We start from the raw sequence: 26,928 nt of genomic DNA, 5'->3' as shown, positions 1-26,928 counted from the left end.
AATCGGCGCATCGATTCAGGGAGGCAAGCTGGCCGGAGATGCTGGAGCCGGAGACGTGCTTCTGCTCGATGTCACACCGCTGACCCTTTCCATCGAGACCATGGGAGGAATCGCGACACCGCTGATTCCGAGAAACACCACAATTCCGACGAAGAAGAGCCAGATCTTCTCCACGGCAGCGGACAACCAGACCGCAGTGGATATCAACGTTGTACAGGGTGAGCGTAAGTTCGCCAGAGACAACAAGTCCCTCGGACAGTTCCGTCTGGACGGAATTCCGCCGGCAATGCGCGGCGTTCCGCAGATCGAGGTAACCTTCGATATCGATGCGAACGGCATTGTAAACGTATCCGCCAAGGATCTTGGAACGGGTAAGGAGCAGCACATCACGATCACTTCCGGATCGAGCATGAGCGACGCGGAGATCGATAAGGCAGTCAAAGAGGCAGCGCAGTACGAGGCTGAGGACAAGAAGAGAAAGGATGCCGTAGATACGAAGAATGAAGCGGATTCGACGGTATTCCAGGTAGAGAAGGCTCTGAAGGAAGTCGGCGACAAGGTGCCGGCGGATCAGAAGAGCGGCGTTGAGGCAGACCTGAACGCACTGAAGGACCTGCTCGCGAAGGCTCCGGCAGACGGAAGCCTGACCGACGCGCAGGTAACGGACATCAAGGCGGCGAAGGAGAAACTGATGAATTCTTCACAGGCTCTGTTCACGAAGATGTACGAGAACATGCAGCAGAATCAGGGCGGCCCGAATCCGGGCGCAGGCGCAGGCCCGCAGGGCGGAGCCCAGGGCGGAAGCAGCGCAGGCAATAACGGCGGCGATGACGTCGTAGACGCTGACTACAAGGAAGTCTGATGTCAGGACCGGTAAATTACACAGACCGGAATGCTTCTGAGATACATTAAGATACATCATTAAGAGAAGATTATCACGATATAGCAGAGAGATCTGTGAAAGCGGCAGGAAGGCAGAAATGTCTCCTGCCGCTTTTCGAATTTACGCGAACAGTGAGCCGCAGCCGAATGCGAAGTATTCGTGTGCGGCGAGCGTCGCGATAGCGAGATAAAACTCGCGCAGCGTGTTTTATCTCGTTTGTACAAAAGGGAGCTGACCTGGGGAGAAGCGGAGATTGTTAACAGGAGGTGAAGGAATGTTAATGGTGCAAAAAAGAACGGATTCATCGAACCGTGCGGTGGCATCCCGCCGCGGATTATGATATTATCGGTATGTTCGAAAAAACGACGATAAGTGAGCAAAGTTTCCGCATACGTGTATTCCTGCGCCTGCGGTGATCCTGTCTGCATTTTCGAAGAACTTTCGTCGGGAGGTGATTTCATTGAATGAGATGATAAATACAGAGGAGCTGGAAGACCGGAAGGAAATGGTCGAGGCGTGTATAAAGGATGGCGACAGCAAGAAGCTGAATGAGATTTTCAGCGATATGGAAGCCATTGACTTCGCACAGATCGTGGAAGCACTCGAGGACGAGGAAATTCCAAAGGTCATGCAGCTTCTGAATGATGAGAACAGAACTGCGCTGATGGAGGAGTCCAGCGATGAGATGCGGATTCGTCTTGCGAAAACTCTGGATAATCACGCGCTTCTCGATATGTTCGCGGATATGCAGAAGGATGATATCGTAGATATGCTGGGAGATTTCCCTACCGGCAGAAGAAAAGAGGTTCTTAACCTCATGAAGGCGGATGACCGGAAGATTATCACAAACCTTCTCCAGTATCCGGAGGAATCGGCCGGAGGCCTGATGTCCACGGCTTACCTGGCTCTGAATGAGAATCTGACGGTATCCGAGGGCATTCACAAGATTCATGAGATCGGGCCAAAGACCGAGGTTATCGAGATTATTTACGTGACGGACCGGACACATCGCCTGACGGGAACCGTCGATCTGCGGGATCTCCTGTCGAGTCCCGGGTCAAAGCTGATCCGTGATATCATGCATGACAATGTGATCTATGTCACTCCTGAGGTCGATCAGGAGGAAGTCGCAAAGCTGGTATCCCGATATGATCTGCAGGCAATTCCGGTTGTCAGCGCGAAGAAACAGCTTCTCGGAATCATCACCGTAGATGATGTCATCGACGTCATCATTCAGGAGCATGATGAGGATATGCTTCAGATGGCCGGTGTAAGCTCGGAGGAAAGCCTCAAGACCTCCCTCGGGCAGTCGATCCGTTTCCGGCTTCCGTGGCTCCTGGTCAACCTTGCGACGGCATTTCTCGCTTCGTTCACGGTAAAGGCATTCGAGAGCACCATCAATAAGGTTGTCGCTCTTTCTGCGATCATGACGATTGTATCCGGAATGGGAGGCAACGCCGGTACGCAGACAATGTCCGTCCTGGTCCGTGAGCTCTCGCATAACAAGATAACGTTCGCGGAGGCGATGAAAGGGTTCTTTAAGGAAATACTGCTTGGCATTATCAACGGTGCCGCCAATGGTCTTGTGACAGGCGTCATTGTCTGGTTGATCTATGGAAATTTCTATCTTGGAGTGATTGTGTTCATCGCCATGATCGGGAATATGATCGTCGCGGGTGTCTTCGGCTTCCTGGTTCCTGTTGTGCTGGATAAAATCCATGCGGATCCGGCCGTTGCGTCCTCAATTTTCGTGACGACAGCGACCGATGTTCTTGGATTCTTTATCTTCCTCGGACTGGCAAGGCTCACCCTTCCGTTGCTCCTCGGTGCCTGAGTCCGTCTGAATTTGCAGCCATAGCGTATGTCTGTCTGAATTTCCAACCATAGTGTATGTCCGTGTGGATTTGCAGTCATAGCGTATGTCCGTCTGAATTTTCAGTCAGGTCATGGCTGCCCATCCTCTGAACCAATGACGCGAAGACCGGAGTCTGAGAGAGCCATGCATATTTCGTCAGCGAATGTCAGAGCATATGTCCGGCATCAGCATCGGCAGATACTTTTCATAATTAATTCCGTCGAGGAAGGAAGTGCCGGCTGCGATGGAGTCGTGAACGCCGGCGGACAGAAAGTTTCCGGCAGTCCTGACGGTTCTGTCCCAGCTCCATCCGTTGAGACGTCCGCCGAGGACAATGGCGGCGAAAAGATCGCCGGTTCCGGAAAAGTGCCCTTTTTCGTGCGGGAAGAGATACAGAGCTTCTCCCTCGTTGTTCACAAGCAGGTTGCCGATCTTCGGTTGTGTTCCGTCAGCGGAGTGATTGCCGGGCTGTAAGTCATTGCTGCCGGAGGAGATGACCCGGAAGGTGTCTGTGGATCTCCCAGAGCCTTTTCCCGGGGATTTCGACAGAGAGTGGTCTGACATATCCGGCCCCAAGACGGGAAATGTGGAATCACCTCCCGGGGATTCAGACATAGTGTGATTGCAGAGCTCCCCGGATAAACCCGTGACGAGAATTGTTTTTCCCGGCTTGTTCAGAAGGGAACGGGCCCGGTCCCGGATCTGTTCCAGAAGCGACGCTGCAGGAGAGGAAAGAAGTTCTGCGGGTTCGGCGCCGGTCAGAAGACAGAGCTCTGTGGTGTTTGGGGTCAGGATATCGGCCTGTTCGGCGAGAACCTTCATGTCGCAGAGCAGATTGGGTGAAAAATTTGCGTAGGTGAAGCCGTCATCTCCCATGACGGGATCGACCAGAAGTGTGGTTTCCCCGGTCTTGAACTGTTCCAGGAAATCCCTGACGAAAGAGGTCTGAGAGGAATCCGCCAGATAGCCGGTCAGAATGCCGTCGAAGCTGGCATGAAGCGAGGACCAGTGTGAGAGATAATGCGGCAGGTCCGCGGTGCAGTCTCTGGAGTAGTATCCCGTGTATTCGGTCTGCGCCGTCAGTACAGCGGTTGGTACCGGATTCACGGAAATTCCCATGGCGGAGAGAACCGAAATATCCGCCACCAGAGAACAGCGTCCCATGCCGGAGAGGTCGTTAATTGCGGCTGTTTTCTTAATCATTGAGCCATCCCTTTCAAATTTCATCTCAATCAATTCAATCATCAATCCTTATATTTTATAAGATTGGATCAGTAAAGATATAATCAGTACTCACTAATTTTTCACACCCAGTAAACCACCATATGTTACATCGTGGCACAAACGGTATAAGCTACGGATTGCTCCGTGCTGCGCACTCCCGCAATCTACAGGTATTCGCATACAGCCTCTTACGTGCGCTTCGCGGCAGGCAGCCTGTCTGCGTTTTCGAAGAACTGATACAACAGACGCCCGGTAAAGGACCCGCTTGTGCGGTGTGCCTTCACCGGGCGTCTGTCGCTCCGGACCATTTTTATTTTTCTTCAATAAACAGGCAGTCCATCGGGCAGGCCTGCGCACACTTGCCGCAGGCAATGCATTTGAATGCCTTTTCGGTTGCGGGATCCTTTCTCATCACATGCATCGGGCAGACCTCAACGCAGGTTCCGCAGCCTGTGCAGAGTTTCTTGTTCACCATGTAAACACCGAATTTGTTCTGTGTGATAGCGTTCTGCGGGCAGTTCCGGGCACACTTGCCGCACTGAATACAGGTCACCGGTTTGGTCTCGAAGGGGAATACTTCGTTTACCGTCTCGATCCGCAGAGCGGCAAGATCCAGATCGTCGCTCTTGAAATAGGTATTCGCGCATACCTGTACGCAGGTGAGGCAGTTCATGCACTCGGCTTCTTTGTTAACCTTCAGACGTTTCATAACTTGACATCCTCCTTGTCAATAGAAATAGTACTGCATTTCCCTTTTGCGGTGAATACCGCAAAAAAACACCCAGAGTCATCACTTCTGAGTCTGTTTCAGATTACCGAAAGATTGTGCAATATTTAACATACTTTCATAGTATTAATCTATCGTATTCAGGATATTTCGTCAATACGGGAATGGCAGAATCAGGCAATTTTCTGTACCGAATCAACAAAAAAATCAGAAGAGCTTCCTGAAAATATGACGAATCTGCACAGCGGGCAGGTAATGCCAGATAGATTTTGTCTTGTTGTTCGGCGCTTCTGGTCTTGAACCTTCTGATGACAGAAGTGCATAATAGAAAAATCGACAGAAGAACAGACATGGAAGAACGGGTATCAGAGGAACAACCGGCGGAGGTACAAGTTCCGGCAGCTCAGCGTCGGGATAATGAAGGGATATACGATAAAGATACATTGTACTACACACTGTATAAGCTACGGATTGTTCCGTGCTTCGCACTCTCGCAATCCTACAGGTGACCGACTTCGTCGGTCTGTCGCGGCGTTCGCCCTACCGCTTCACACTTTGTGTGAGCGGACGTGGCTCACTGCCCGCGCATATTCGCATTCCAGCGTTGCTTTGCACCGCTCCATGCTCATACCTGTTGTCGTCGCTAATGTTCTTGCTCACTGGTGAGCAAGCTCTCCGTGGGCCAAGAACATTGCGACTGGACTTATACAGTAGATATATGAAAGGAATTATTGATGAAGGTTTTACATATCGGGGAAAAGGGAAATATTGAGAAGTACGCAGCCGGAAACCCGTATCTCTCCAGGCTGGAGATCATAGACATGCCGAGGGGGCTGACGGATATCGAGTACCTTTCTCGGGCGAAGGATGCGGATTACATTGTAGCGGATGCCATCTCGAGGGTATCCGGTGACCTGATCGCCGGGATGCCGAATCTTCGGATGATTCACTCTGAGGGAGTGGCTTATGACCAGATCGACACAGAGGCGGCTGCTGATCGCGGGATCTATGTCTGCAGCAGTCAGGGAATGAATGCTTCCGCGGTAGCGGAGCAGACGGTTCTTCTGATGGTTGGGATGCTGCGGGATGTGGTGAACGGAGACCAGGCGGTCCGGGACGGACGGCAGATTCAGGTAAAAGGCGGATATATCCGGTCAGGATCGCTGAGGGAGCTGTCTGACTGCACGGTCGGGCTGGTGGGATTCGGAAATATTGCCAGGCGTACCGCACATCTTCTGAAGGCTTACGGAACGCGTGATATTTTCTATTATAAAAGACATCCCCTCTCGGCAGAGAGGGAGAAGGAGTACGGCGTGCAATATCTGCCGCTGGACAGATTGCTGGAACAGAGCGATATTGTCAGTCTGCACCTTCCCGTTACGCCCGAAACGGAATACATGGCGGACTTTGATTTCTTCCACAAGATGAAGGAGGGATCATATTTCGTGAATACATCCAGGGGAGAGCTTGTGGAGGATGATGCGCTGATTCACGCCCTGGCATCCGGAAAGCTGGCAATGGCCGGACTGGATACCCTCGACTGCGAGCCGGTGCAGAAGGATCATGTGCTGCTCGAACAGCCGCGGGAGATTTCGCGAAGGATTATTTTCAGTCCGCACATCGGCGGAATCACCGGCGCTTCCTTTGCCCGCAGCATGACGATGGTGCTGGAGGATATCAAAACTGTCGAAGAAGGCGGAAGACCGGCGCGAGCCGTGTGATCGCTGTCCACGGATAACGTTAAGTCATGGAATTTCTGCTCTTCAGAAAAACCGCGGGCCGATAACCTAACTGATTTCTGTTAAAAAAATACCGGACCGCGGGTATTGTCATACTGCAAAAAGGTTGCTATGATTTTCCCATAAATAAAAGTCAGAGACATCTGTGATACAAGGAAGTATCGTCGGCAGACAGCCGGGTACTTCTTTTTTTACGCGAACAGTGAGCCGCAGCCGAATGCGAAGTATTCGTGTGCGGCGAGCGTCGCGATAGCGAGATAAAACTCGCACAGCGTGTTTTATCTCGCTATCGTATCCTATATTCTGAATACAGACAGTGCAAAGGGGCATGTGGATTTATTCTGCATGCCCTTTTCTGTTTTCGCAGGTTTTCCGATAACGCGGAGAGGGCTGTCGGTTGAACGATTGGACTCGTCGCGTGACATCTGCAAGGTTGTTTGATAATGCGGAGAGGACTGTCGGTTGAACGATTGGACTCGTTGCGTGACATCTGCAAGGCTGTTTGATAATGCGGAGAGGACTGTCGCACATGAAGCGCGAGAAAGATTGTACACGGTTTTTGGATTGTGTATATTGTGTTGTATATCGTGTTATATATCGTGTTGTGTATCGGGTATTCAGAGACGTCTCTCCAGAGTAACTGTTGATTGGTTTTTGGATAAGTAGTGAGGTGAAGCACATGTCGACCGGTTTACTTTCAGTATTTATTATCCTGGCTATTATCGTTATTGCGGTCTTGACAAAAAGGTGCGCAGAGGTTCTGATTGCAGGATCACTGCTCGCGTGTCTGGTTTATTATAAAGGGAGTTTCCTGACAAAGTGGTGTCAGCTCATCCAGGACACACTCGCTGAAAATGTCTGGATCATCATCGTTTGCGGCCTTTTCGGCAGCCTGATTGCGCTGCTGACGGCATCGAAGGGAAGCTATGGATTTTCACGGCTTGTTTCCAGATTTTGCAACACGGAACGCAAGACGTTATTTACTTCCTTCATTCTCGGCATTCTCATCTTTGTAGATGATTATCTGAATGTGCTGACCATCGGTGTGTGCATGAAAGGTGTCTATGATAAGAGAAAGATCCCGAGAGAGGCACTGGCTTATATGCTGGATGCTACGGGCGCTCCGGTATGCGTTATGCTTCCGTTCTCCACATGGGCAGTTTTCTACGCGGGCATCTTCGCTGATCAGGACAGCGTGCAGAAGCTCGGCTACGCGACCGGTCTTCAGGCCTATACGCACGCCATTCCGTATCTGTTCTACCCGATTTTCACTCTTCTGATTGTGTTCCTGTTCTGCCTTGGCGTCATGCCGAAGATGGGCACGATGAAGAAGGCGTATCAGCGTGTCGCTGAAACCGGTATGGTATATAGCGAAAAGAGCCGCAAATACAACCATGACGAAGAGGGATACACGGAGGAAGGCAATATCTGGGATTTCATCATTCCGATGGGTGTGCTTGTCGCTCTCGCGATCGCGACAGGCAATCTGCTTCTTGCGGTCGTGGTAGGCATTCTGGTCTGCTTTGTGATGTACATACCGAGAAAGGTCATTCGCATGGAGGATTTCTATACGACGATCTGCAAGGGATTTGCCGACATGCTTCCGATCCTGATCCTTCTGATCATGGCGTTTTCTCTGGAAAAGGTGCTGGCCGACATGAAGATGACGGATTTCATCATTCAGATTGCAGAGCCGGTTCTTACCAGATCTGTGTTCCCGGCGGTTACCTTCATTCTTGTCGCGGTGCTGGCATTCACAACCGGATCTCTCTGGGGCATGAGCGCTATCGTAACTCCGATTGTTTTTCCGCTTGGAGCAGCGGTTGGCGCAAATACGATCCTGATCATGGCAGCGGTTATTTCCGGAGGTGCTTTCGGAAGCCACGCGTGCTTCTACACAGACGCGACGCTGCTGTCTTCGCAGAGCGCCGGCATCGACAACATGGAGCACGCACTATCGCAGCTGCCTTATGTGCTGATAGCTGCCGGTGCCTCGGTTGTCGCGTATCTGGTCTGCGGATTTGTCATGTAGCGCAGCGGGTTATCGGATTTGTCATGTAGCGCAGCAGGTTATCGGATATGATATGAGATGCGTAAATATCCGGACAGGCAGTGATCGGGCAATTGTTGCGGGAGGAAATCTGTGGCCGGACATGTACAGCCTGTGGTGCTCCGTATAGCGCGTGGCGTTTCATACAGCCTGTGGTGCTCCGTATAGCGCGTGGTGTTTCACTTAGCCTGTGGTGCTTCGTATAGCGCGTGGTGCTTCACTCAGCCTGTGGTGCTCCATACAGTACGTGGCGCTTCATACCGTCCGGTTGTTTATTTAGAAAGAGGAATGATTATGAGCAAGAGTAAATTTGTGGTAACCGTGAACCGACAGTTTGGCAGCATGGGAAGACCGATCGCAAAGCGTATGGCAGAGGATCTGGGAGTCGAGTATTACGACAGAGATCTGATTGAGAAGGCCGCGCAGGAGCTGGATCTTCCGGCCTCGGTGATTGAGGAATCGGAGGAATCGGCGAGGAAGGGCGTCGAGAATCCGTTCTCCCGGATGCAGTTTCCGCTGGGAGGAGGCACAAGTGATGTGCAGGACAAGATTTTTCATACACAGCAGAATATCATTAAGTTTCTGGCGCAGAGGGAATCCTGCATTATCGTCGGCCGGTGCTCGGATTTTATTCTGGCTGAGATGCCGAACACGATGCATATCTATATCTACGCTTCCTATTCAGACAGACTGCATCACTGCATCTATGATCTGAAACTGGAGGAGCAGGAGGCACGCCGCATGATCAAGGCGGTAGATGACGCGAGAGATGAATATCAGATGCATTACGCGGGCTATCTGCCGGATGATAAGAGGTATAAGGACATCATGATCAACAGCAGTCTGTTCGGCGTGCAGGGCACTGCGGAATATCTTACGGACGCAGTCAGACGGAAATTCAGTTTGTAAGGCGATGATCGTCAACTGCCCACTGCCTGAAGGCAGTGGGTTTTCGCCTGCAGCAAACGACAGGCAGTGCAGTGGATTACGCCTGCAGCAAATGACAGGCAGTGCAGTGGATTTCGCCTGCAGCAAATGACAGGCAGTGAGTTTCCGCCTGCAGCAAACGAAAGGAATTTATTTTATGAAATATTTGATCAGAAGTACGGCGGTATACAACGGACATGACGCTCTGCCTTCCCCGGAGTCGATTCTTGTGGAGGATGGAGTGATCCGGAAAATTCTTCCGTATGATGTGAACGCAGAGTCGCTTCTGGATAAAAGGGAAGCAGAGGCGTTTCCGGATAAAAAGGAAGCAGAGGTGCTTCCGGACAAAATGAACGCAGAGTCGCTTCCGGATGGGATAAAAGTTCTGGATTTCGGCGACCGGCTGGTGATGCCGGGATTCATCGATGCGCACACGCATTTTTTTACCGGAGCCATGGAGAACAGCGAGCATGTGTGCAGTGAGATCGCGGATTCGGTCTCCGAGGACGACTGTGCGCGGATCGTCGGAGAATACGCGGCAAAGCACCCGGAGGAAAAGGTGATCCGGGGAAGCGGATGGTTTCTTCCAAAATGGAGGACGACGACGCTTCCGACGAAAAAAAGTCTCGACGCGGTGGTTTCGGACCGTCCTGTTCTGCTGAAATGCGCGGACGCGCACAGCTACTGGCTGAACAGCGCGGCACTTCGACTGTGCGGGATTACGCCGGACATGAAGCCTGAGAGCGGTTCTGTCGGTCTTCTTCCGGATGGAGAGCTGAGCGGAATGCTGATCGAGCCGGCTGCGTATGAGCCCGCGGACAAGGTGTTCCGCACCTTTCCGGAGGATGAGTATCGGAAAATTATTGAGGATTTCGAGAAGGTTCTGGCAGGATATGGCATCACCGCGCTCAGCGAGATGTTCGCACCCGATTACAATGAGGAGAACAATCATCTCTGTGAGATGATTCATTCGATGGCAGAAGAGGACAGGCTGAGCGCTCATCTGTACCTGTTTCCGCGTCTGTTCGGTTATACGGATTTTTCCGCGGCAGAGAAATGGAAGAAGCAGTTTGCCGGGAAGTGGTTTGACATCCCGGGTGTGAAGGGATTCCTTGACGGGGTTACAGAGACCTACACCGGTCTTCTGCTGAAGCCCTATACGGACCGGCCGGATACCTGTGGAATCGGGGTGCCGCTGCGGGAATATGACGACGTCAGACAGTCTGTCATTGCCGCAAACAGGGAAGGATTTTCCGTCAGGCTGCACTGCATTGCGGATGGCTCCGTCCGTATGGCGCTGAATCTCTTCGAGGATTCGATCCGCGCCAACGGGGACAGGGATTATCACAATACAATTGAGCATATCGAGAATATCGATTCCTCGGATATCCCGAGGTTCCGGAAGCTTCACGTGATTCCGTCCATGCAGCCGGCACATCTTGTTCTGGATGAGAACGGCAAGATCCTCCATATCGGAAAAGAGAGAATCCGCTATGAATGGCCGCTCCGCTCCATGGCCGAGGCGACGGGAACGCTGGCGATCGGAACCGATTTTCCTGTGGTCGGCATTGATCCGTTTCAGACGATATATACCGCAGTCACGCGAAAGGATTATCAGCATCATCCGACCGGATTCAATCCGGAGGAAAAACTGACGATGCTGCAGGTTCTGTCCGGATATACCTTCAACGCCGCGCGCGCATACCACATGGAGGACAAGATCGGCAGCCTCGAGGAGGGAAAATACGCAGACATCATTGTGCTGAAGGAGAACCTGTTCACCATGCCGGAGGAGGAGATCATGGACAATCAGGTCGTCTTCACAATGTGCTGCGGAAAAATCACGAACGATACGCTGAAGACAGGATCGGTCAGAGACCGGTCTCTATGCCGTCCGTTCCGGACATGATCCGGAAAAGTTCCAGCCGTGAGGAAATATGAAACTTCCGGTAGATGTTCTGCATGTGCTTCTGCAGAGTGTTGTCTGTGATATGGAGCTGCTCGCGGATTTTTGCATTCGGAATCGCCTTCATGACAAGCCGGACGATCTCAGCCTCCCGCCGGGTCAGTCCGGCTTTTTCGATCAGGGCGTCTGTCCGTTCTGTGGTGAGGGCTGCGGATGCGGAATTCGGCAGAAGCGCATCCGGAGCTTTCAGAAGCAGACGGCCGTAGATGTAGTTCAGATGCTTGTCGAGAGACTTCAGCAGGGTCATGTCGTCTTCTGAGAAGGGCGGATCCTCCCGGGTGCGGAACAGTGTGATCACGCCCAGAAACTTCCGTTCATACACGATCGACATTTGAAGAGTGTCATAGATATGGTACGGGCGGTAACACTTTTCATAAATCGCGGAATGAAGGCGGCTTTCGTTCTTCAGAAGATCGCTCTCCCGAAGCACCGTGGAGACCTTGGAGTGGAGCATCCACTGGATTTCGTCGTCCTCGTAGTTATCGATGTATTTCTGCTCCGCAGCGGTAAAATCTGCCGGATCGCAGTACACGCCGTTAAAGGTGAAGCGGGGCGCATCAGGGTCCGCAGTCAGAAGACTGGCATAGGGGCTCGGAATCAGCATCCGGAGATAGGAGAGGAGATCGTGGTTAATTCCCTCGGCATCGTTGGAAGTATACAAAGAATACAGGAGATCACTGAAGATCAGCAGATGATTGGTATCCATTATTCTGTCACCTCATTTTAAGTTGGTTCATTTACTAGGGGAAGCTGCGGTACCACGGGATCGTACAGGATTATGGTATCCTGGGAAAACGTACCTGCAAATACCGGAAATCAAGTATAAAAATCGCAGAATCCGGGAATGGCAACGGCTTTCGGACTTTGCTAGAATATAATCAGCAGTTAAATATAACAGCACCGATACAAAGGCGTATCTGTCACTTGTCATGACGGATGCGCTTTTTTTATCAGTATCTGCGGTTACAGAACCTGCAGTTATAGAACTGTCAGTTTACAGAGTTATCAACAGTTAGAAAGAGTTATAAACAGGAGGGAAAAACTATGGCAGACACAGCAAAGACAATCAAGGATCTGGATCGTATTATAGGTCTTATCGAGACGGACAGCAAGGATATTCCGAAAGATGAGAAGAAGAGAATGGTTGCAGAGACGCTGGATTACTTCAACAACTATGTCAGCCCGGGCTGGCTGAAATACAGAAAGTCCGTATCCTCCGATTCGGAAGGCGGAGCGGTTCTGGAGTGGGAGGACGGCGGCGCGTATGTATACGGGCTGAACGGTGAGAAATTCATCGACTGTCTCGGCGGCTTCGGAATCTACACCTGCGGACACAGAAATCCGGAAATCCTTGACGTCGTGAAGAAACAGCTCGATCATCAGGCACTTCACTCACAGGAGCTGCTTGATCCGCTGAGAGGATATCTGGCAAAGGCGCTCGCGGACATCACCCCGGGTGACCTGCAGCAGTGCTTCTTCACAAACGGCGGCGCAGAGGCCGTTGAGATGGCTCTGAAACTGGCACGTATCGCTACCGGCGGCAGATGGTACATCTCCATGGTAGGCGCATTCCATGGCAAATCCATGGGTGCGATCTCTGTAGGAGGCAAGGATACCTACCGTGTACCGTACACACCGATGGTACAGCAGGTACAGCATGTTGAGTACGGAAACGCAGAGGATGTAAGAAAGGCAATCAAGAACCTTCAGGCAGTCGGTGAGAGCGTTGCGGCAGTTATCGCGGAGCCGATTCAGGGTGAGGCGGGAGTCATCGTTCCTCCGAAGGGATATCTGCAGCAGCTTCGTGACATCTGTGACGAGACCGGCGTTGCGCTGATCTTCGATGAGATCCAGACCGGCATGGGCCGTACCGGCACGATGTGGAGATGTGAGGCAGAGGGAGTGACACCGGATATCATGACCTTCGGTAAAGCCTTCGGCGGCGGCATCATGCCGATCACCGGAATCATTTTCAAGCCGAAGATGTGGGGACAGCAGCTGATCGACAACCCGTGGCTGCTTGGCTCTCCGACCTTCGGAGGAAACCCGGTATGCTGCGCGGCGGCACTTGCGACGATCCGCTATATGCTGAAAAACGATATCCCGGGCGTATGCAGAGAGAAAGGAAAGATTCTGAAGGCAGGACTTCAGTCCATGGCTGAGAAGTACCCGGATATCATTCAGGAGGTCCGCGGAGAAGGATTGATGCTCGCCGTAGAGTTTGTGAACTGCGAGGTCGGCTACGCGACCGCTAAGGGCCTGTTCGCCCGGAGAGTCATGACAGCGGGAACACTGGTGAACGCGAAGACTATTCGTTTCGAGCCGACAGCAGTTATCTCCGAGCAGGATATCAAGGATGTTATCACGAGACTGGATGAGTCGCTCGCGGACGTAAGAGCGGCAAAGTAAGTTCAGGATCATAATTAACGTCTGCGCTTATGAAATAAGGTAAGTTCAGACGATAATAATATTACGCGAACAGTGAGCCGCAGCCGAATGCGAAGTATTCGTGTGCGGCGAGCGTCGCGATAGCGAGATAAAACTCGCGCAGCGTGTTTTATCTCGTTGTCTGCATGAGCAGCAGGGTAAGCGCTATGTAAGAATAGCACCACATGCGGCATAAGCTCCGGATGGATCCGTGCTGTGTACTCTCGCAAAGCCTATATACAAGGAGGAAACGGATGGAAATCGTAAAGAATTATATCAATGGTGTCTGGAAGGAATCCGTATCCGGGAAGACAGAGGAAGTGATCGGACCCGCAGACGGCAGTGTGATCGGTGTTGTGACAGACAGCGTGCCGCAGGATGCGGAGGAAGCCATCGCCGCCGCGAAGAAATCCTTCTATACAGACCGCACCTGGAGGGATATGCCGGGTGTGGCAAGAGCGGGAATCCTGTATCGGATTGCGGAGCTGATCGATGAGAATGCCCATGATCTGGCCGTGACAGATACCCTGGACAATGGAAAACCGCTCCGCGAGGCGGAGGGTGACGTCTCAGACGCCGCCGAATGCTTTCGTTATTATGCCGGCCTGATCGATAAGCCGGAAGGCGGCGCTTATGCAACCAATAATGGATTTGGTGAAATGCTGAATATGACCGTGAAGGAGCCGGTGGGTGTCTGTGCGCAGATTACGCCTTGGAACTACCCGTTGCTGATGTCCTGCTGGAAGCTGGCGCCCTGTCTGGCAGCCGGAAACTCCCTGGTATTCAAGCCGAGTTCCAAGGCACCCCTGTCCACTGCAAAGCTGTTTCATCTCTTTGAAGAGGCGGGGCTTCCCGCCGGAACGGCAAATCTTGTGCTGGGCAGCGGATCAAATGTCGGAAATGTATTCGCGGAGAGTGAGGATGTCGATATGATCACCTTTACCGGAAGCACAAAGGTCGGTCAGGGAATCGCGCGGGCGGCAGCCGGCAACCTGAAAAAGGTAGGTCTGGAGCTTGGCGGAAAATCTCCGGTGGTTATCTTCGATGACTGTGACCTTGAAGCCGCTGTGGAATGGGTCATGATCGGAATTTTTTTCAATGGCGGCCAGGTGTGCTCGGCCACTTCCAGACTGATCATTCAGGATGGAATCCATGATGCCTTCATCAAACGTCTGGTTGAGAAGGCATCCAAAGTTACCATCGGCCCCGGAATGGAGAATCCGGATATTGGACCTGTTGTTTCCGAGGACCAGATGAACAAGATCCTGTCCTACATCAGGACCGGAATCGAGGAGGGTGCCGAGCTCGTATGCGGAGGAAAACGTTATACAGAGAACGGGTGCGACAAGGGCTATTACATCGAACCGACTGTCTTTGATCACTGCAGGCCGGATATGCGCATCGTAAAAGAAGAAATTTTCGGACCGGTTCTGAGCGTGCTTACGTTCCACACAGAGGAGGAAGCCGTAGCGCTTGCAAACGATACGGAATACGGACTGGCCGGAGCGGTGATCACCCGGGATGGCGCGAGAGCACTTCGCGTCACCAGAGAACTCCGTGCAGGAATCACGTGGATTAACTGCGATCAGCCTACCTTCTGCCAGGCACCATGGGGCGGCTACAAGAAGAGCGGCATAGGACGTGAGCTGAGCGTACAGGGACTGGATGAATATCAGGAGACGAAGCAGATCAATATTAATCTGCATCCGGAGAATCCGGTCGGGTGGTATGTACACTGAGCAGGCTCCCCGCGTGCCAGGAACATTGCGACTGGACTTGTGTATAAGCTGCGGATTGCTCCGTGCTTCGCACTCTCGCAATCCAACAGGCATTCGCACTTTCGTGCCGCTTGCGCGTCACTTCGTGCTCATACCTGTTGCCTTCGAAAGCGCATCCAGTCTCTTACACGCGCTTCGCGTGTGACGATCCTGGATGCGTTTTCGAAGAGCTTATACACAAAAATGAGTATTTTATTTTGGGGCGTGTTCTTATAGAATAGGGAACTGATGACAGGCAAAGATGCTTAATCATAAGAGCATCTCTGCCTGTCTTTTTTTACGCGAACAGTGAGCCGCGGCCGAATGCGAAGTATTCGTGTGCGGCGAGCGTCGCGATAGCGAGATAAAACTCGCGCAGCGTGTTTTATCTTGTTATGCGAAAGCAGCAGTCTCCGGGGATGCCGGGCCGTGTGCGGGCCGGCCGGGAGGCGGGGAAGAACTGCAGAAGAGCTGTATTCACTGTTGTGATGTGCATTCCCGGAATAGGAGGTAGAAAAAGTGGAAGAAAAAAGACTTGATTTTGTGAAATCCGTTCCTGAAATCTTCGGCAGCCTGGTATTCAACGATCAGGTTATGAAGGAACGTCTGCCGAAGGACGTATATAAGGCGGTTCATAAGACAATTAAAAACGGCAGCCATCTGGAGCTTGACGTGGCGAATACGGTTGCGGCGGTGATGAAGGAGTGGGCGATCGAGCATGGCGCGACGCATTTCACACACTGGTTCCAGCCGATGACCGGACTTACGGCGGAGAAGCACGACAGCTTCATCTCTCCGACCGGAGACGGCAAGGTAATCATGGAGTTTTCCGGAAAAGAGCTGGTAAAGGGCGAGCCGGATGCTTCCAGCTTCCCGTCAGGCGGTCTCAGGGCGACCTTTGAGGCGCGCGGCTATACCGCGTGGGATCCTTCTTCACCGGCATTTATTAAGGACGGATCTCTCTATATTCCGACGGCCTTCTGTTCCTTTGGCGGAGAAGCTCTGGACAAGAAAACCCCGCTTCTGCGTTCCATGGAAGCACTGTCCAAGGAGGCGGTCAAGGTTCTTCATCTCCTCGGAAATGAGAAGGTTACACATGTTGACACCACGGTTGGTTCCGAGCAGGAGTATTTCCTGATCGACAAGGATATGTACCTTCAGAGAAAGGATCTCCTGATGTGCGGACGAACCCTGATCGGAGCTCCGGCACCGAAGGGGCAGGAGATGGAGGATCACTATTTCGGCGTTCTGAAACCGAAGGTCTCCGAATACATGCATGATCTGGAGCAGGAACTCTGGAAACTCGGCGTTCCGGCGAAGACAAAGCACAACGAGGTTGCGCCCTCTCAGCATGAGCTGGCACCTGTATTTGAAACTGCCAACGTCGCGGTGGATCACAACCAGCTGACGATGGAGGTCATGAAGAAGGTGGCGGACAAGCATCATTACGCATGCCTGCTTCACGAGAAGCCTTTCGAAGGAATTAACGGATCCGGCAAACACAACAACTGGTCCATTGTCACCGATATGGGCGAGAACCTTCTGGATCCAGGCAGAACACCGGCGGAGAATACCCAGTTCCTGGTATTTTTGATGGCTGTTATCGAGGCGGTCGATGATTATCAGGATCTGATGCGTGTATCCGTGGCAACCGCAGGAAACGATCACAGACTGGGAGCGAACGAGGCGCCGCCGGCAGTTATCTCTATCTTTGTGGGAGACGAACTCGCCGCGGTGCTGAAATCCATCGATGACGGAACTGCCTTTGTGGGAACCGGAAAGACGAAGATGGGAATGGGCGTTCATGTACTGCCGCACATCACCAAGGATACGACCGACAGAAACCGTACATCACCGTTCGCATTTACCGGAAACAAATTCGAATTCCGTATGCCGGGTTCTTCTCTGTCAGTAGCTGATCCCAACATCATCCTGAACACAGCTGTTGCAGAGTCTCTTTCCCGCATCTATGACGCGCTCAAGGATGTGGCGGCAGAGGATCTTGACGCGGAGATTCACAAGCTTCTGAAGAAGATTCTGGATGAGCACAAGAGAATCCTGTTCAATGGTAACGGTTATACGGATGAATGGATTTCCGAGGCGGAGAAGAGAGGCCTCGCGAACCTGAAATCTCTTCCAGACGCGATGCCGAAGCTGCTTGACAGTAAGAACGTGGAGCTCTTCACAAAGCATAAAATCTTTACAAAGGAGGAGATTGAATCCAGATATGAGATCTTCCTGGAGAACTATTCCAAGACCGTGCACATTGAGGCACTTACCATGGAGGAGATGGTACGGAAAGACTTCACCAGCGGACTTCTCGGATACATGAAGGATCTGACGGAGGAAAGCACGCAGAAGAAGGCACTGCTCGGAGATGAGGGCGGTACATATGAGACCGGAATCCTGAAAAAACTGGACAGCCTCTCCGGAGAAATCGGAAGCGCTCTGGCGAAGCTGACCGAGGACACAGCAAAAGCAGAGAAACGCGATGGTCTTGAGGGAGCTCGTTATTATCATGACGTGATCCTCACGGATATGGAGAATCTTCGCAGCTATGTAGACTCGGCAGAGATCTACGTTCCGGAGAAATATCTGCCGTATCCGACCTACGGAGAACTTCTTTTCTCACTTCGGTAAGAAAATCCGGAAAAGGACGGCCGGAGAGACGGAAATCCACAGAGACCGGACACCGGCAGATTGGGACGGAAATCCACAGAGACCGGACGCCGGCAGATTGGGACGGAAATCCACAGAGACCGGACGCCAGAAGAATGGAATGCATCGTGAATATCAGGAACTGTCGCGGGTAAAAACGCGGCAGTTCCTAAAACTGTATTTAAAATCAGATTTGCAGGGTAATTGATTTTAACCATAATTGAAAGCGGAGCCCGCCCGGAATAAAGTACAGGACAAGTACAGAAAACGGCCCGGATGATTATTTAAAAGCAGATATTCTGCAAAATATGAGAACAAATGGCGCAAAAACTGCTTGCATATCCCTGATAATCACTATATAAAAAAATCAGAAGCTCATAAATCCTGCGGGATCATTACCTGCAGACTGCACAGATGAGGAAGAATAAGTATGGATGAGTATACACAGCATATCAGAAAGTATCGACAGCTTCAGAAGGATCATGATGCCTGCGGTATCGGTGCGGTTGTAAACATTGATGGACACCAGGACAACCGGGTTCTGGACGATGCGCTTGCCATCGTTGAGAAGCTGGAGCATCGTGCCGGAAAGGATGCGACCGGGACAGTCGGAGACGGTGTCGGCATACTGACACAGATCAGTCATGACTTTTTCCGCAAGGCCGCGGCGCAGGAGGGCATTGCGCTGAAAGGCGCCGGAGATTACGGCGTTGGCATGTTCTTTTTTCCACAGGACACCATGAAACGCACCTTTGCGATGCGGATGATGAAGGTCATTGTGGAGAAGGAGGGACTGAAGCTGCTCGGCTGGAGAACAGTTCCGACAAATCCCGGCATCCTCGGAAAGGCTGCGCTGGACTGCATGCCGTATATTATGCAGTGCTTCATCGAGCGGCCGGAGGAGCTCTCCAGAGGAATTGAATTTGACCGGAAGCTGTACGTTGTGAGACGTGAGTTCGAACAGAGCTCCGATGATACCTATATCTGTTCCCTGTCATCGAGAACCATCGTATACAAGGGAATGTTCCTGGTCAAGCAGCTGAGAAGGTTCTACGGCGATCTCCAGGACAAGGATTACCGGACGGCGATTGCAATTGTGCACTCCCGGTTCTCCACAAACACGACTCCGTCCTGGAACCGCGCGCATCCGTACCGCATGATTGCGCACAACGGAGAGATCAATACGATTCGCGGCAACATGGACCGTATGCTCGCCCGTGAGGAGACCATGACCAGCCCGATCATGGAGAAGGACATCGACAAGATTTATCCGGTGATCAGCGCGTCTGGTTCCGATTCGGCGATGCTGGACAACACGCTGGAATTCCTCTACATGAACGGCATGGATCTTCCGCTTGCCATGATGGTGACCATTCCGGAGCCGTGGAACCACAATCGCTTCATGGACGAGGACAAGAAGGATTTCTACCATTACTATGCGACCATGATGGAGCCGTGGGACGGCCCGGCGGCAATTCTGTTTTCCGACGGAGATGTACTCGGTGCGACCCTTGACCGGAACGGACTGCGTCCTTCCCGGTATTACATCACCGATGACAACCGGCTGATCCTCTCCTCTGAGGTGGGAGTTCTGGATATTCCGCCGGAACACGTGGTGAAGAAATCCCGCCTGACGCCCGGAAGAATTCTTCTGGTCGACACGAAGAAGAAGAAAATCATCTCCGACGACGACTGCAAGAAATACTATGCTCACCGGCAGCCGTACGGTGAGTGGCTGGACCGCAACCTGCTGAGACTCAAGGACGTTCCGATTCCGAACAAGAAGATCCCGGTACACAGCCAGGAGATGAGAGACCGCCTCTACAAGGTATTCGGCTATACCTATGAGGATGTCAAGGATTCGATCCTTCCGATGGCGGAAAACGGCGTTGAGCCGACCGCCTCGATGGGACACGATGTTCCGCTTGCGGTACTGTCCAGACAGCACCAGCTTCTGTTCAACTACTTCAAGCAGCAGTTTGCGCAGGTTACCAACCCGCCGATTGACTCTCTCCGCGAGGAAATCGTCACGGATACCACCGTATATATCGGATCGGACGGCGATCTTCTGAATGAGAAGAGCGGCAACTGCACGATGCTGGAGGTCAGCCATCCGATTCTGACCGGCGTCGACCTGATGAAGATCAAGTCGCTGGATCGCCCGGGCTTCCACGCACAGGTGGTTTCCCTTCTGTATTACAAGAACACCTCCCTTGCGAGAGCGCTGGAGCAGCTGAACATTACGGTAGACCGTGCCTATGCAAACGGAAAAAATATCATCATTCTCAGCGACCGCGGCGTGGATGAGAACCATGTTCCGATTCCGTCGCTTCTCGCGGTATCTTCTGTCGAGCAGCATCTGGTCCGCACGAAGAAGAGAACGGCCGTTTCGCTGATCCTGGAGAGCGCGGAGCCGAGAGATGTTCATCAGATCGCGGCGCTGCTGGGATTCGGTGCCCGTGCCATCAATCCGTATCTGGCTCATGAGTGCATCGCGGAGCTGATCGATATCGGCATGCTGGACAAGGACTATCACACTGCGATTGCCGACTACAACAAGGCCCTTCTCGGCGGAGTCGTAAAGACAGCCGCGAAGATGGGTATCTCGACGATTCAGTCCTACCAGTCCGCGCGTATTTTCGAGGCGATCGGTCTGGACAAGGAGACCATCGACAAATACTTCACCGGAACAGTGAGCCGCGTGGGCGGCATCGGCGTCAAGGAGATCGAAGAGGGTATCACCTTCCGCCACAATCATGCCTTTGATCCGCTTGGACTGTCCGTGGATACCTCTCTGGATTCCGTAGGCTTCCATTATCTCAGAAGCGGCAAGGACAAGGAGGATCACCTGTATAATCCGGAGACCATCGTCACCCTGCAGCAGGCGGTAAAAACCGGCGACTACGACAAGTTCCGTGAATACACCGATATGGTGGATGATTCCAAGAGACCGCATACCCTGCGTGGACTGCTGGAATTCGTGCCGAAGCAGGATCCGGTTCCGCTGGAGGAGGTAGAGCCGGTGGAAAGCATTGTGAAGCGCTTCAAGACCGGTGCCATGTCCTTCGGATCGATTTCGAAGGAAGCGCACGAGACCATGGCCATCGCGATGAACCGGCTGGGCGGCAAGTCGAACACCGGTGAGGGCGGTGAGGATCCGGCCAGATATGGAACCGAGAAAAATTCGGCGATCAAGCAGGTGGCTTCCGGACGCTTCGGCGTCACCAACGCGTACCTGAACAGCGCCGCTGAAATTCAGATCAAGATGGCACAGGGCGCAAAGCCGGGCGAGGGCGGTCATCTTCCGGGCAAGAAGGTCTATCCGTGGGTTGCCTCAACCAGATTTTCAACCCCGGGCGTAGCTCTGATCTCTCCGCCGCCGCACCATGATATTTACTCCATCGAGGATCTGGCACAGCTGATTTATGATCTGAAGAACGCCAACCGGGACGCCCGGATCTCCGTCAAGCTGGTATCCGAGTGCGGCGTCGGAACGATTGCTTCCGGTGTAGCCAAGGCGGGTGCCCAGGTCATCCTGATTTCCGGATACGACGGAGGAACCGGCGCTGCGCCGATCTCCTCAATCCATAACGCTGGCCTGCCGTGGGAGCTCGGCGTCTCCGAGGCGCATCAGTCCCTGCTTCAGAACGGCCTGAGAGACCGTGTCATTATCGAGACAGACGGAAAGCTGATGAGCGGCCGCGATGTCGCGATCGCCGCCCTGCTCGGCGCAGAGGAATACGGCTTCGCGACAGCACCGCTGATCTGCATGGGCTGCATGATGATGAGAGTCTGCTCCAAGGACACCTGTCCGGCCGGCGTGGCCACACAGAACGAGAAGCTCAGAAAGCGCTTCGCAGGCAAGCCGGAATATGTCATGAACTTCATGATTTTTATCGCAAGGCAGCTTCGTGAGATTATGGCAAGGCTCGGATTCCGCACCGTGGATGAGATGATCGGCCGGACCGACTGCCTGGAGAAGCGGACCAATCTGATCACAGACCGCGCGGCGGAGGTCAATATGGACCTGATCCTGGATCCGTCCTACGCACACGCGGAAAAATCGCACTTCGACCAGAAGGACGTATACAACTTCCATCTGGAGAAGACGCTGGACGAGGCGGTTCTTCTCCCGAAGTTCAGAGACGCCCTTTCAGGAAGAGCCGGAAGCAGACCGGACAGACAAGAGATTACGCTCAAGGTTTCCAGTACGGACCGCGCATTCGGAACCATCCTCGGATCCGAGATCACCAGGAAATTCGGCAGTGATCTGGACGACGACACCTTTGTCGTACATGCGGTAGGCGGCGGCGGACAGTCCTTCGGCGCGTTTGCTCCTAAGGGCCTCTCCCTCTATCTGGAAGGCGATGCAAACGACGGCTTCGGAAAGGGTCTTTCCGGCGGAAAGCTTGTCGTCGTGCCTTCTCCGAAGGCTCCCTTCCGTGCGGACGAGAACATCATCATCGGAAATGTTGCCTGCTACGGCGCGACCTCCGGAAAGGTTTATGTGGCCGGTATTGCGGGTGAGAGATTCTGTGTCCGCAACTCCGGCGTGACGGCAGTCGCGGAGGGCTGCGGCGATCACGGCCTTGAATACATGACCGGCGGAAGAGCCGTTATCCTCGGGACAACCGGGAAGAACTTCGCGGCAGGCATGTCAGGCGGAATCGCGTATGTACTGGATTCCGATCACACCCTCTACCGCAGGATGAACAAGGATATGGTTACCCTTCAGGAGCTTACGGACAAATACGACATCCAGGAGCTGAAGAACATTCTGGAGGATTATGAGAAGGAGACCGGATCGAAGCGGGCGGCCGAGATTCTGTCTGACTTTGAAAAATGGATTCCCGACTTCAAGAAGGTCGTGCCGAATGACTATCAGAGAATGCTGACGGCGATCGGAAAGTACGAGGAGCAGGGAGTAAAGCATGAGAATGCCGTACTTGAGGCGTTCGAAGAAGTAACAAGGAGGGTGTCCTGATGGGTAAAGCGACAGGTTTTCTTGAATACAGCAGAAAAGACAATGCCGATGTTCCGGTAAAAGAACGGGTGCAGAATTTCAGGGAGTTTCATGTGCCCCTCGGAAAAGAGGACCGGATGGAGCAGGGCGCGCGCTGCATGAACTGCGGCGTTCCCTTCTGCCAGTCCGCAATGAAGCTGAACGGGATGGTGACCGGATGCCCTCTTCACAACCTGATCCCCGAGTGGAACGACCAGGTGTACCGCGGCCATTTCCGGCACGCGTTCAGCAGACTGATCAAGACCAGCAATTTCCCGGAGTTCACCGGAAGAGTCTGCCCCGCACTCTGCGAGAAGGCATGTATCAACGGCGAGTACGGGGACCCGGTGACAATTCATGACAATGAGCGGTTCATCATTGAGACCGCCTTCGAGAAAGGGTACATTCAGCCCCGGATTCCGCAGGTCAGAAGCGGAAAAAAGGTAGCTGTCGTGGGAGCGGGGCCTTCCGGACTCGCCGCGGCGGACGAGCTGAATCACAGAGGACATTCGGTGACCGTTTTTGAGCGTGAGGACCGGATCGGGGGACTCCTGATGTACGGTATTCCGAACATGAAGCTCGACAAAAGCGTCATCTGTCGCCGCCAGAAGCTGATGGAGGCAGAGGGTGTGGTCTTCCGCACCGGTGTGAATATCGGAGAGGAGTCTGTGAAGGAGCTTGAGAAGGAATACGATGCCATCATTCTGGCGTGCGGCGCAAAGCAGCCAAGAGCCCTTGCGGGAGCGGATCCGGACAAGATTCACGGGATTTACTACGCGGTTGATTTCCTGAAGGCGACGACAAAGAGCCTTCTCGATCACGGCATGACGGACGGTGTCTGGAAGACCGAAGCAAGCCGTGATGCCGAGACCCTTCTGAAGCAGAAGGATTTTATCAGCGCGAAGGGAAAAAACGTCGTCGTTGTCGGCGGCGGCGATACCGGAAATGACTGTATCGGAACATCAATCCGGCACGGCTGCAAATCCATCACAGCGCTTGAAATGATGCCGGAGCCGCCGGTGGAGAGAAGCGCTTCCAATCCGTGGCCGCAGTGGCCCCGTGTGAAGAAGACCGACTACGGTCATGAGGAGGCGATCGGGCTGTTCGGTCATGATCCAAGAGTCTACGAGACCACGGTCAAGGAATATCACACCGACAAAAAAGGAAACCTCAAGGAAATCGTGACCGTCAGGGTCAAGTTTGAAAACCGCAAGATGGTCATGATTGAGGGAACGGAGAAGACTCTTCCCTGTGATCTGCTTCTGATCGCTGCCGGTTTCACCGGGTGCGAGAACTATGTGGCGAAGGCCTTCGGTCTGAAGCTTACGGCGAGGAACACCGTTGAAACGGAGCCGGACCATTACAAGACCAATGTGGCGAAGGTCTTCACGGCAGGCGACATGCACCGCGGACAGTCCCTGGTGGTCTGGGCGGTCACCGAAGGCAGAAAATGCGCCTGCAGCGTCGACGAGTATCTGATGGGCTACACCAACATGAGAGAAGCGTGAGGATGCACACGGTTCGTGCTTAAAAATAAGTATTTTCAATGGCTCCTTATTCTTATAGAATAGGAAACTGATGACAGGCAAAGATGCTTTCAACAGAGTATCTTTGCCTGTTTTTTTACGCGAACAGTGAGCCGCATCCGAATGCGAAGTATTCGTGTGCGGCGAGCGTCGCGATAGCGAGATAAAACTCGCGCAGCGTGTTTTATCTCGTTTCGTGTATAAGTCCAGTCGCAATGTTCTTGCCCCACGGAGCAATCCGTAGCTTATACAGAGTGTGGTGTTATTTACAGCACGGAGCAGTCCACATCTTATACGTAGGTGGCGCTGTTTATATTATGAAAGAAAGAGGATGAGATTATGTGCAGTATACTAGCTTATTGCAGTGAAGGCGGATCGGAAGAAGCACTTGCCAGAGCCCTGAGAAAAACCACCTCCCGCGGACCCGATGCTTCCAGACTGATCAACACAGAAAAGGGATTTCTCGGATTCAATCGTCTGGCCATCATGGGTCTTACACCGGAAGGAATGCAGCCTTTTGAACTGAACGGCAATTACTGCGTATGCAACGGAGAAATATACGGATTTCGTCCTCTGAAGGAAGAACTGATCCGGAAGGGGTATACTTTCCGGTCAGACAGTGACTGTGAGATTCTTCTCCCCCTCTATAAGGAATACGGTGTCTCCATGTTCCGCAGGCTGGATGCCGAGTTCGCGCTGGTGATCTACGATGCGGACTCGGATGAGTACATCGCCGCGAGGGATCCGATCGGCATCCGTCCGCTTTACTACGGGTATGACAGCAGACACGTGATCCTGTTCGCCTCTGAGCCGAAGAACCTGATCGGTCTGTGCGACAAGATTTATCCGTTCCCTCCGGGCACCTACTATAAAGACGGCGATTTCCACACCTATCATGATCCGTCATATGTCGGCGGGGATTACAGCCACGACGACGCGGAGACCATCAGCGCGAACATCCATGACAAGCTGGTCGAGGGAGTCCGGAAACGGCTGGATTCCGATACACCGGTCGGCTTCCTTCTCTCCGGAGGCCTGGATTCGTCGCTCGTCTGCGGCATCGCCGCAAAGATGCTGGACAAGCCTCTCGAGACCTTTGCCATCGGAATGGATATAGACGCAATTGATCTGAAGTACGCCAGAGAGGTCGCGGAATATATTCACAGCAACCATCACGAGGTCATCATCACGAGAGACGATGTCATCAATGCCCTGGATCCTGTCATCGCGGCGCTCGGGACCTACGATATCACCACGGTCCGCGCTTCCGTCGGCATGTATCTGCTGTGCAAGTGGATTCATGAGAACACGGACATCCGCGTCATCCTGACCGGTGAGATATCCGATGAGCTCTTTGGATATAAATACACGGATTTCGCGCCGAACGCGGAAGCGTTCCAGAAAGAAGCCGAGAAGCGGATCCGGGAGATCAATGTCTATGACGTGCTCCGCGCAGACCGCTGCATCTCCGTGAACTCGCTGGAAGCGCGAGTTCCGTTCGGTGACCTGGATTTCGTGGATTACGTGATGCACATTGATCCGGAGAAGAAGTTGAACACCTATGGAATCGGAAAGTATCTCCTGCGTCACGCCTTCGAGAAGGACGCGTGCATCCCGCACAGCATTCTGATGCGTGAGAAGGCCGCATTCTCCGACGCAGTGGGACATTCTCTTCGAAACGATATCATTGAATACGCGGACAGCTGCTACACAGATGAGGAATTCCATGAAAAAATCCAGAAGTACACCTATGTGCAGCCGTTTACGAAAGAATCGCTTCTCTACCGCGAGATCTTTGAGAAGTACTACCCGGATCAGGATCAGCTGATTCCGGCGTACTGGATGCCGAACAAGGAGTGGGAGGGCTGCGACGTCAACGACCCGTCCGCCCGCGTGCTTTCCAACTACGGCGCTTCCGGTGTCTGAGGACAGCAATATCTGAAGCTGGAAAACAATGACAACGGAAACTGTGAAAAACTGATAAAAAAGTAAGCTAATCCCCCGGTCTGGCCGGGGGATTTATTATATTTCTCTAAAGATGATTAGCATAGAGAGTTTCGTGTTAAAATATTAGGAAAAGTTACTGTCTGCGTCATATCTGCGGGACAGAGAGCTCACAGCCGGTAATGTTCTGACAGAGGTTCTGTGAAATCATGATCTTGCCGTCTGCAGGTGATCAGTAACTGG

The 26,928-nt window shown here is 52.8% G+C and carries 15 protein-coding genes; 12 read left to right on the top strand and 3 right to left on the bottom strand.

Translation table 11 applies throughout. From position 1 onward, the window contains the following. Both ACTQ1O_RS13130 and mgtE read left to right on the top strand, forming a co-directional pair. Window positions 1–862 (top strand): Hsp70 family protein (locus ACTQ1O_RS13130; protein ID WP_441487643.1); only part of this gene is annotated, 862 nt, incomplete at its 5' end. A gap of 490 nt (window positions 863–1,352) precedes the next feature. Then, the gene (mgtE, locus tag ACTQ1O_RS13125; RefSeq protein ID WP_441487645.1) at window positions 1,353–2,717 is read left to right on the top strand and encodes a magnesium transporter; all 1,365 of its coding nucleotides are present in this window, start codon (window positions 1,353–1,355) and stop codon (window positions 2,715–2,717) included. 177 nt (window positions 2,718–2,894) lie between these two features. On the opposite strand, the gene ACTQ1O_RS13120 is transcribed toward mgtE, so the two are convergent. Both ACTQ1O_RS13120 and ACTQ1O_RS13115 read right to left on the bottom strand, forming a co-directional pair. Then, window positions 2,895–3,941: a bifunctional hydroxymethylpyrimidine kinase/phosphomethylpyrimidine kinase gene (locus tag ACTQ1O_RS13120; RefSeq protein ID WP_441487642.1), complete on the bottom strand. Its 1,047-nt coding sequence runs from the start codon at window positions 3,939–3,941 to the stop codon at window positions 2,895–2,897. Between the two features lie 331 nt (window positions 3,942–4,272). Further along, complete coding sequence (locus ACTQ1O_RS13115) at window positions 4,273–4,671, bottom strand: 4Fe-4S dicluster domain-containing protein (RefSeq protein ID WP_441100486.1); 399 nt, start codon at window positions 4,669–4,671, stop codon at window positions 4,273–4,275. 752 nt (window positions 4,672–5,423) lie between these two features. On the opposite strand from ACTQ1O_RS13115, the gene ACTQ1O_RS13110 reads away from it, so the two are divergent. The 4 genes from ACTQ1O_RS13110 (at window position 5,424) to ACTQ1O_RS13095 (ending at window position 11,314) form a co-directional block, all read left to right on the top strand. Beyond that, window positions 5,424–6,410, top strand: a complete 987-nt coding sequence (locus tag ACTQ1O_RS13110; RefSeq protein WP_441487641.1) for an NAD(P)-dependent oxidoreductase — start codon at window positions 5,424–5,426, stop codon at window positions 6,408–6,410. A gap of 697 nt (window positions 6,411–7,107) precedes the next feature. Continuing rightward, window positions 7,108–8,460, top strand: a complete 1,353-nt coding sequence (locus tag ACTQ1O_RS13105) for a Na+/H+ antiporter NhaC family protein (protein ID WP_441476194.1) — start codon at window positions 7,108–7,110, stop codon at window positions 8,458–8,460. Between the two features lie 312 nt (window positions 8,461–8,772). Beyond that, entirely contained in the window at window positions 8,773–9,387 is a 615-nt protein-coding gene (locus tag ACTQ1O_RS13100) for an AAA family ATPase (protein ID WP_441100491.1), read from the top strand. Between the two features lie 175 nt (window positions 9,388–9,562). Next, window positions 9,563–11,314: an amidohydrolase gene (locus ACTQ1O_RS13095; RefSeq protein ID WP_441487640.1), complete on the top strand. Its 1,752-nt coding sequence runs from the start codon at window positions 9,563–9,565 to the stop codon at window positions 11,312–11,314. Here the strand turns inward: ACTQ1O_RS13095 and ACTQ1O_RS13090 are convergent. Then, window positions 11,277–12,077: a response regulator transcription factor gene (locus ACTQ1O_RS13090; protein WP_441487639.1), complete on the bottom strand. Its 801-nt coding sequence runs from the start codon at window positions 12,075–12,077 to the stop codon at window positions 11,277–11,279. The two genes, ACTQ1O_RS13095 and ACTQ1O_RS13090, sit on opposite strands and share 38 nt — an antisense overlap. Window positions 12,078–12,415: 338 nt before the next feature. On the opposite strand from ACTQ1O_RS13090, the gene ACTQ1O_RS13085 reads away from it, so the two are divergent. The 6 genes from ACTQ1O_RS13085 (at window position 12,416) to asnB (ending at window position 26,667) form a co-directional block, all read left to right on the top strand. Next, window positions 12,416–13,780 carry a putrescine aminotransferase gene (locus ACTQ1O_RS13085; protein ID WP_441476197.1) on the top strand — a complete coding sequence of 455 codons (1,365 nt, stop codon included), beginning with the start codon at window positions 12,416–12,418 and terminating at the stop codon, window positions 13,778–13,780. A 272-nt stretch (window positions 13,781–14,052) separates the two neighbouring features. Then, window positions 14,053–15,537, top strand: coding sequence for an aldehyde dehydrogenase family protein (locus tag ACTQ1O_RS13080; RefSeq protein WP_441487638.1), 1,485 nt, complete (start codon window positions 14,053–14,055; stop codon window positions 15,535–15,537). Between the two features lie 612 nt (window positions 15,538–16,149). Continuing rightward, window positions 16,150–18,195 carry a glutamine synthetase III family protein gene (locus ACTQ1O_RS13075; RefSeq protein WP_441487644.1) on the top strand — a complete coding sequence of 682 codons (2,046 nt, stop codon included), beginning with the start codon at window positions 16,150–16,152 and terminating at the stop codon, window positions 18,193–18,195. Window positions 18,196–18,643: 448 nt separating this feature from the next. Continuing rightward, window positions 18,644–23,197 carry a glutamate synthase large subunit gene (gene gltB / locus ACTQ1O_RS13070; protein ID WP_441487637.1) on the top strand — a complete coding sequence of 1,518 codons (4,554 nt, stop codon included), beginning with the start codon at window positions 18,644–18,646 and terminating at the stop codon, window positions 23,195–23,197. Beyond that, window positions 23,197–24,723 (top strand): glutamate synthase subunit beta, encoded by a 1,527-nt coding sequence (locus ACTQ1O_RS13065; protein WP_441487636.1) that lies wholly within the window; start codon window positions 23,197–23,199, stop codon window positions 24,721–24,723. The genes gltB and ACTQ1O_RS13065 overlap by 1 nt, the downstream gene beginning before the upstream one ends. A gap of 357 nt (window positions 24,724–25,080) precedes the next feature. Next, window positions 25,081–26,667 (top strand): asparagine synthase B, encoded by a 1,587-nt coding sequence (gene asnB / locus ACTQ1O_RS13060; protein WP_441487635.1) that lies wholly within the window; start codon window positions 25,081–25,083, stop codon window positions 26,665–26,667. The last annotated feature ends 261 nt before the right edge of the window (window positions 26,668–26,928 follow it).

Origin of the sequence: Bilifractor sp. LCP21S3_A7 (genome assembly GCF_052118825.1) — a bacterium.
GTDB lineage: Bacteria > Bacillota > Clostridia > Lachnospirales > Lachnospiraceae > Bilifractor.
This window is presented reverse-complemented; position numbering and strand designations above follow the sequence as displayed.

Excerpts from the sequence above, each read along its gene's own strand:
- ACTQ1O_RS13085 (WP_441476197.1), top strand. The coding sequence starts at position 12,416 with ATGGCAGACACAGCAAAGACAATCAAGGATCTGGATCGTATTATAGGT.
- ACTQ1O_RS13110 (WP_441487641.1), top strand. The coding sequence starts at position 5,424 with ATGAAGGTTTTACATATCGGGGAAAAGGGAAATATTGAGAAGTACGCA.
- ACTQ1O_RS13065 (WP_441487636.1), top strand. The coding sequence starts at position 23,197 with ATGGGTAAAGCGACAGGTTTTCTTGAATACAGCAGAAAAGACAATGCC.
- ACTQ1O_RS13105 (WP_441476194.1), top strand. The coding sequence starts at position 7,108 with ATGTCGACCGGTTTACTTTCAGTATTTATTATCCTGGCTATTATCGTT.
- ACTQ1O_RS13115 (WP_441100486.1), bottom strand. The coding sequence starts at position 4,671 with ATGAAACGTCTGAAGGTTAACAAAGAAGCCGAGTGCATGAACTGCCTC.
- asnB (WP_441487635.1), top strand. The coding sequence starts at position 25,081 with ATGTGCAGTATACTAGCTTATTGCAGTGAAGGCGGATCGGAAGAAGCA.
- gltB (WP_441487637.1), top strand. The coding sequence starts at position 18,644 with ATGGATGAGTATACACAGCATATCAGAAAGTATCGACAGCTTCAGAAG.
- ACTQ1O_RS13080 (WP_441487638.1), top strand. The coding sequence starts at position 14,053 with ATGGAAATCGTAAAGAATTATATCAATGGTGTCTGGAAGGAATCCGTA.
- ACTQ1O_RS13090 (WP_441487639.1), bottom strand. The coding sequence starts at position 12,077 with ATGGATACCAATCATCTGCTGATCTTCAGTGATCTCCTGTATTCTTTG.
- ACTQ1O_RS13075 (WP_441487644.1), top strand. The coding sequence starts at position 16,150 with ATGAAGGAACGTCTGCCGAAGGACGTATATAAGGCGGTTCATAAGACA.
- ACTQ1O_RS13100 (WP_441100491.1), top strand. The coding sequence starts at position 8,773 with ATGAGCAAGAGTAAATTTGTGGTAACCGTGAACCGACAGTTTGGCAGC.
- ACTQ1O_RS13095 (WP_441487640.1), top strand. The coding sequence starts at position 9,563 with ATGAAATATTTGATCAGAAGTACGGCGGTATACAACGGACATGACGCT.
- mgtE (WP_441487645.1), top strand. The coding sequence starts at position 1,353 with ATGATAAATACAGAGGAGCTGGAAGACCGGAAGGAAATGGTCGAGGCG.
- ACTQ1O_RS13120 (WP_441487642.1), bottom strand. The coding sequence starts at position 3,941 with ATGATTAAGAAAACAGCCGCAATTAACGACCTCTCCGGCATGGGACGC.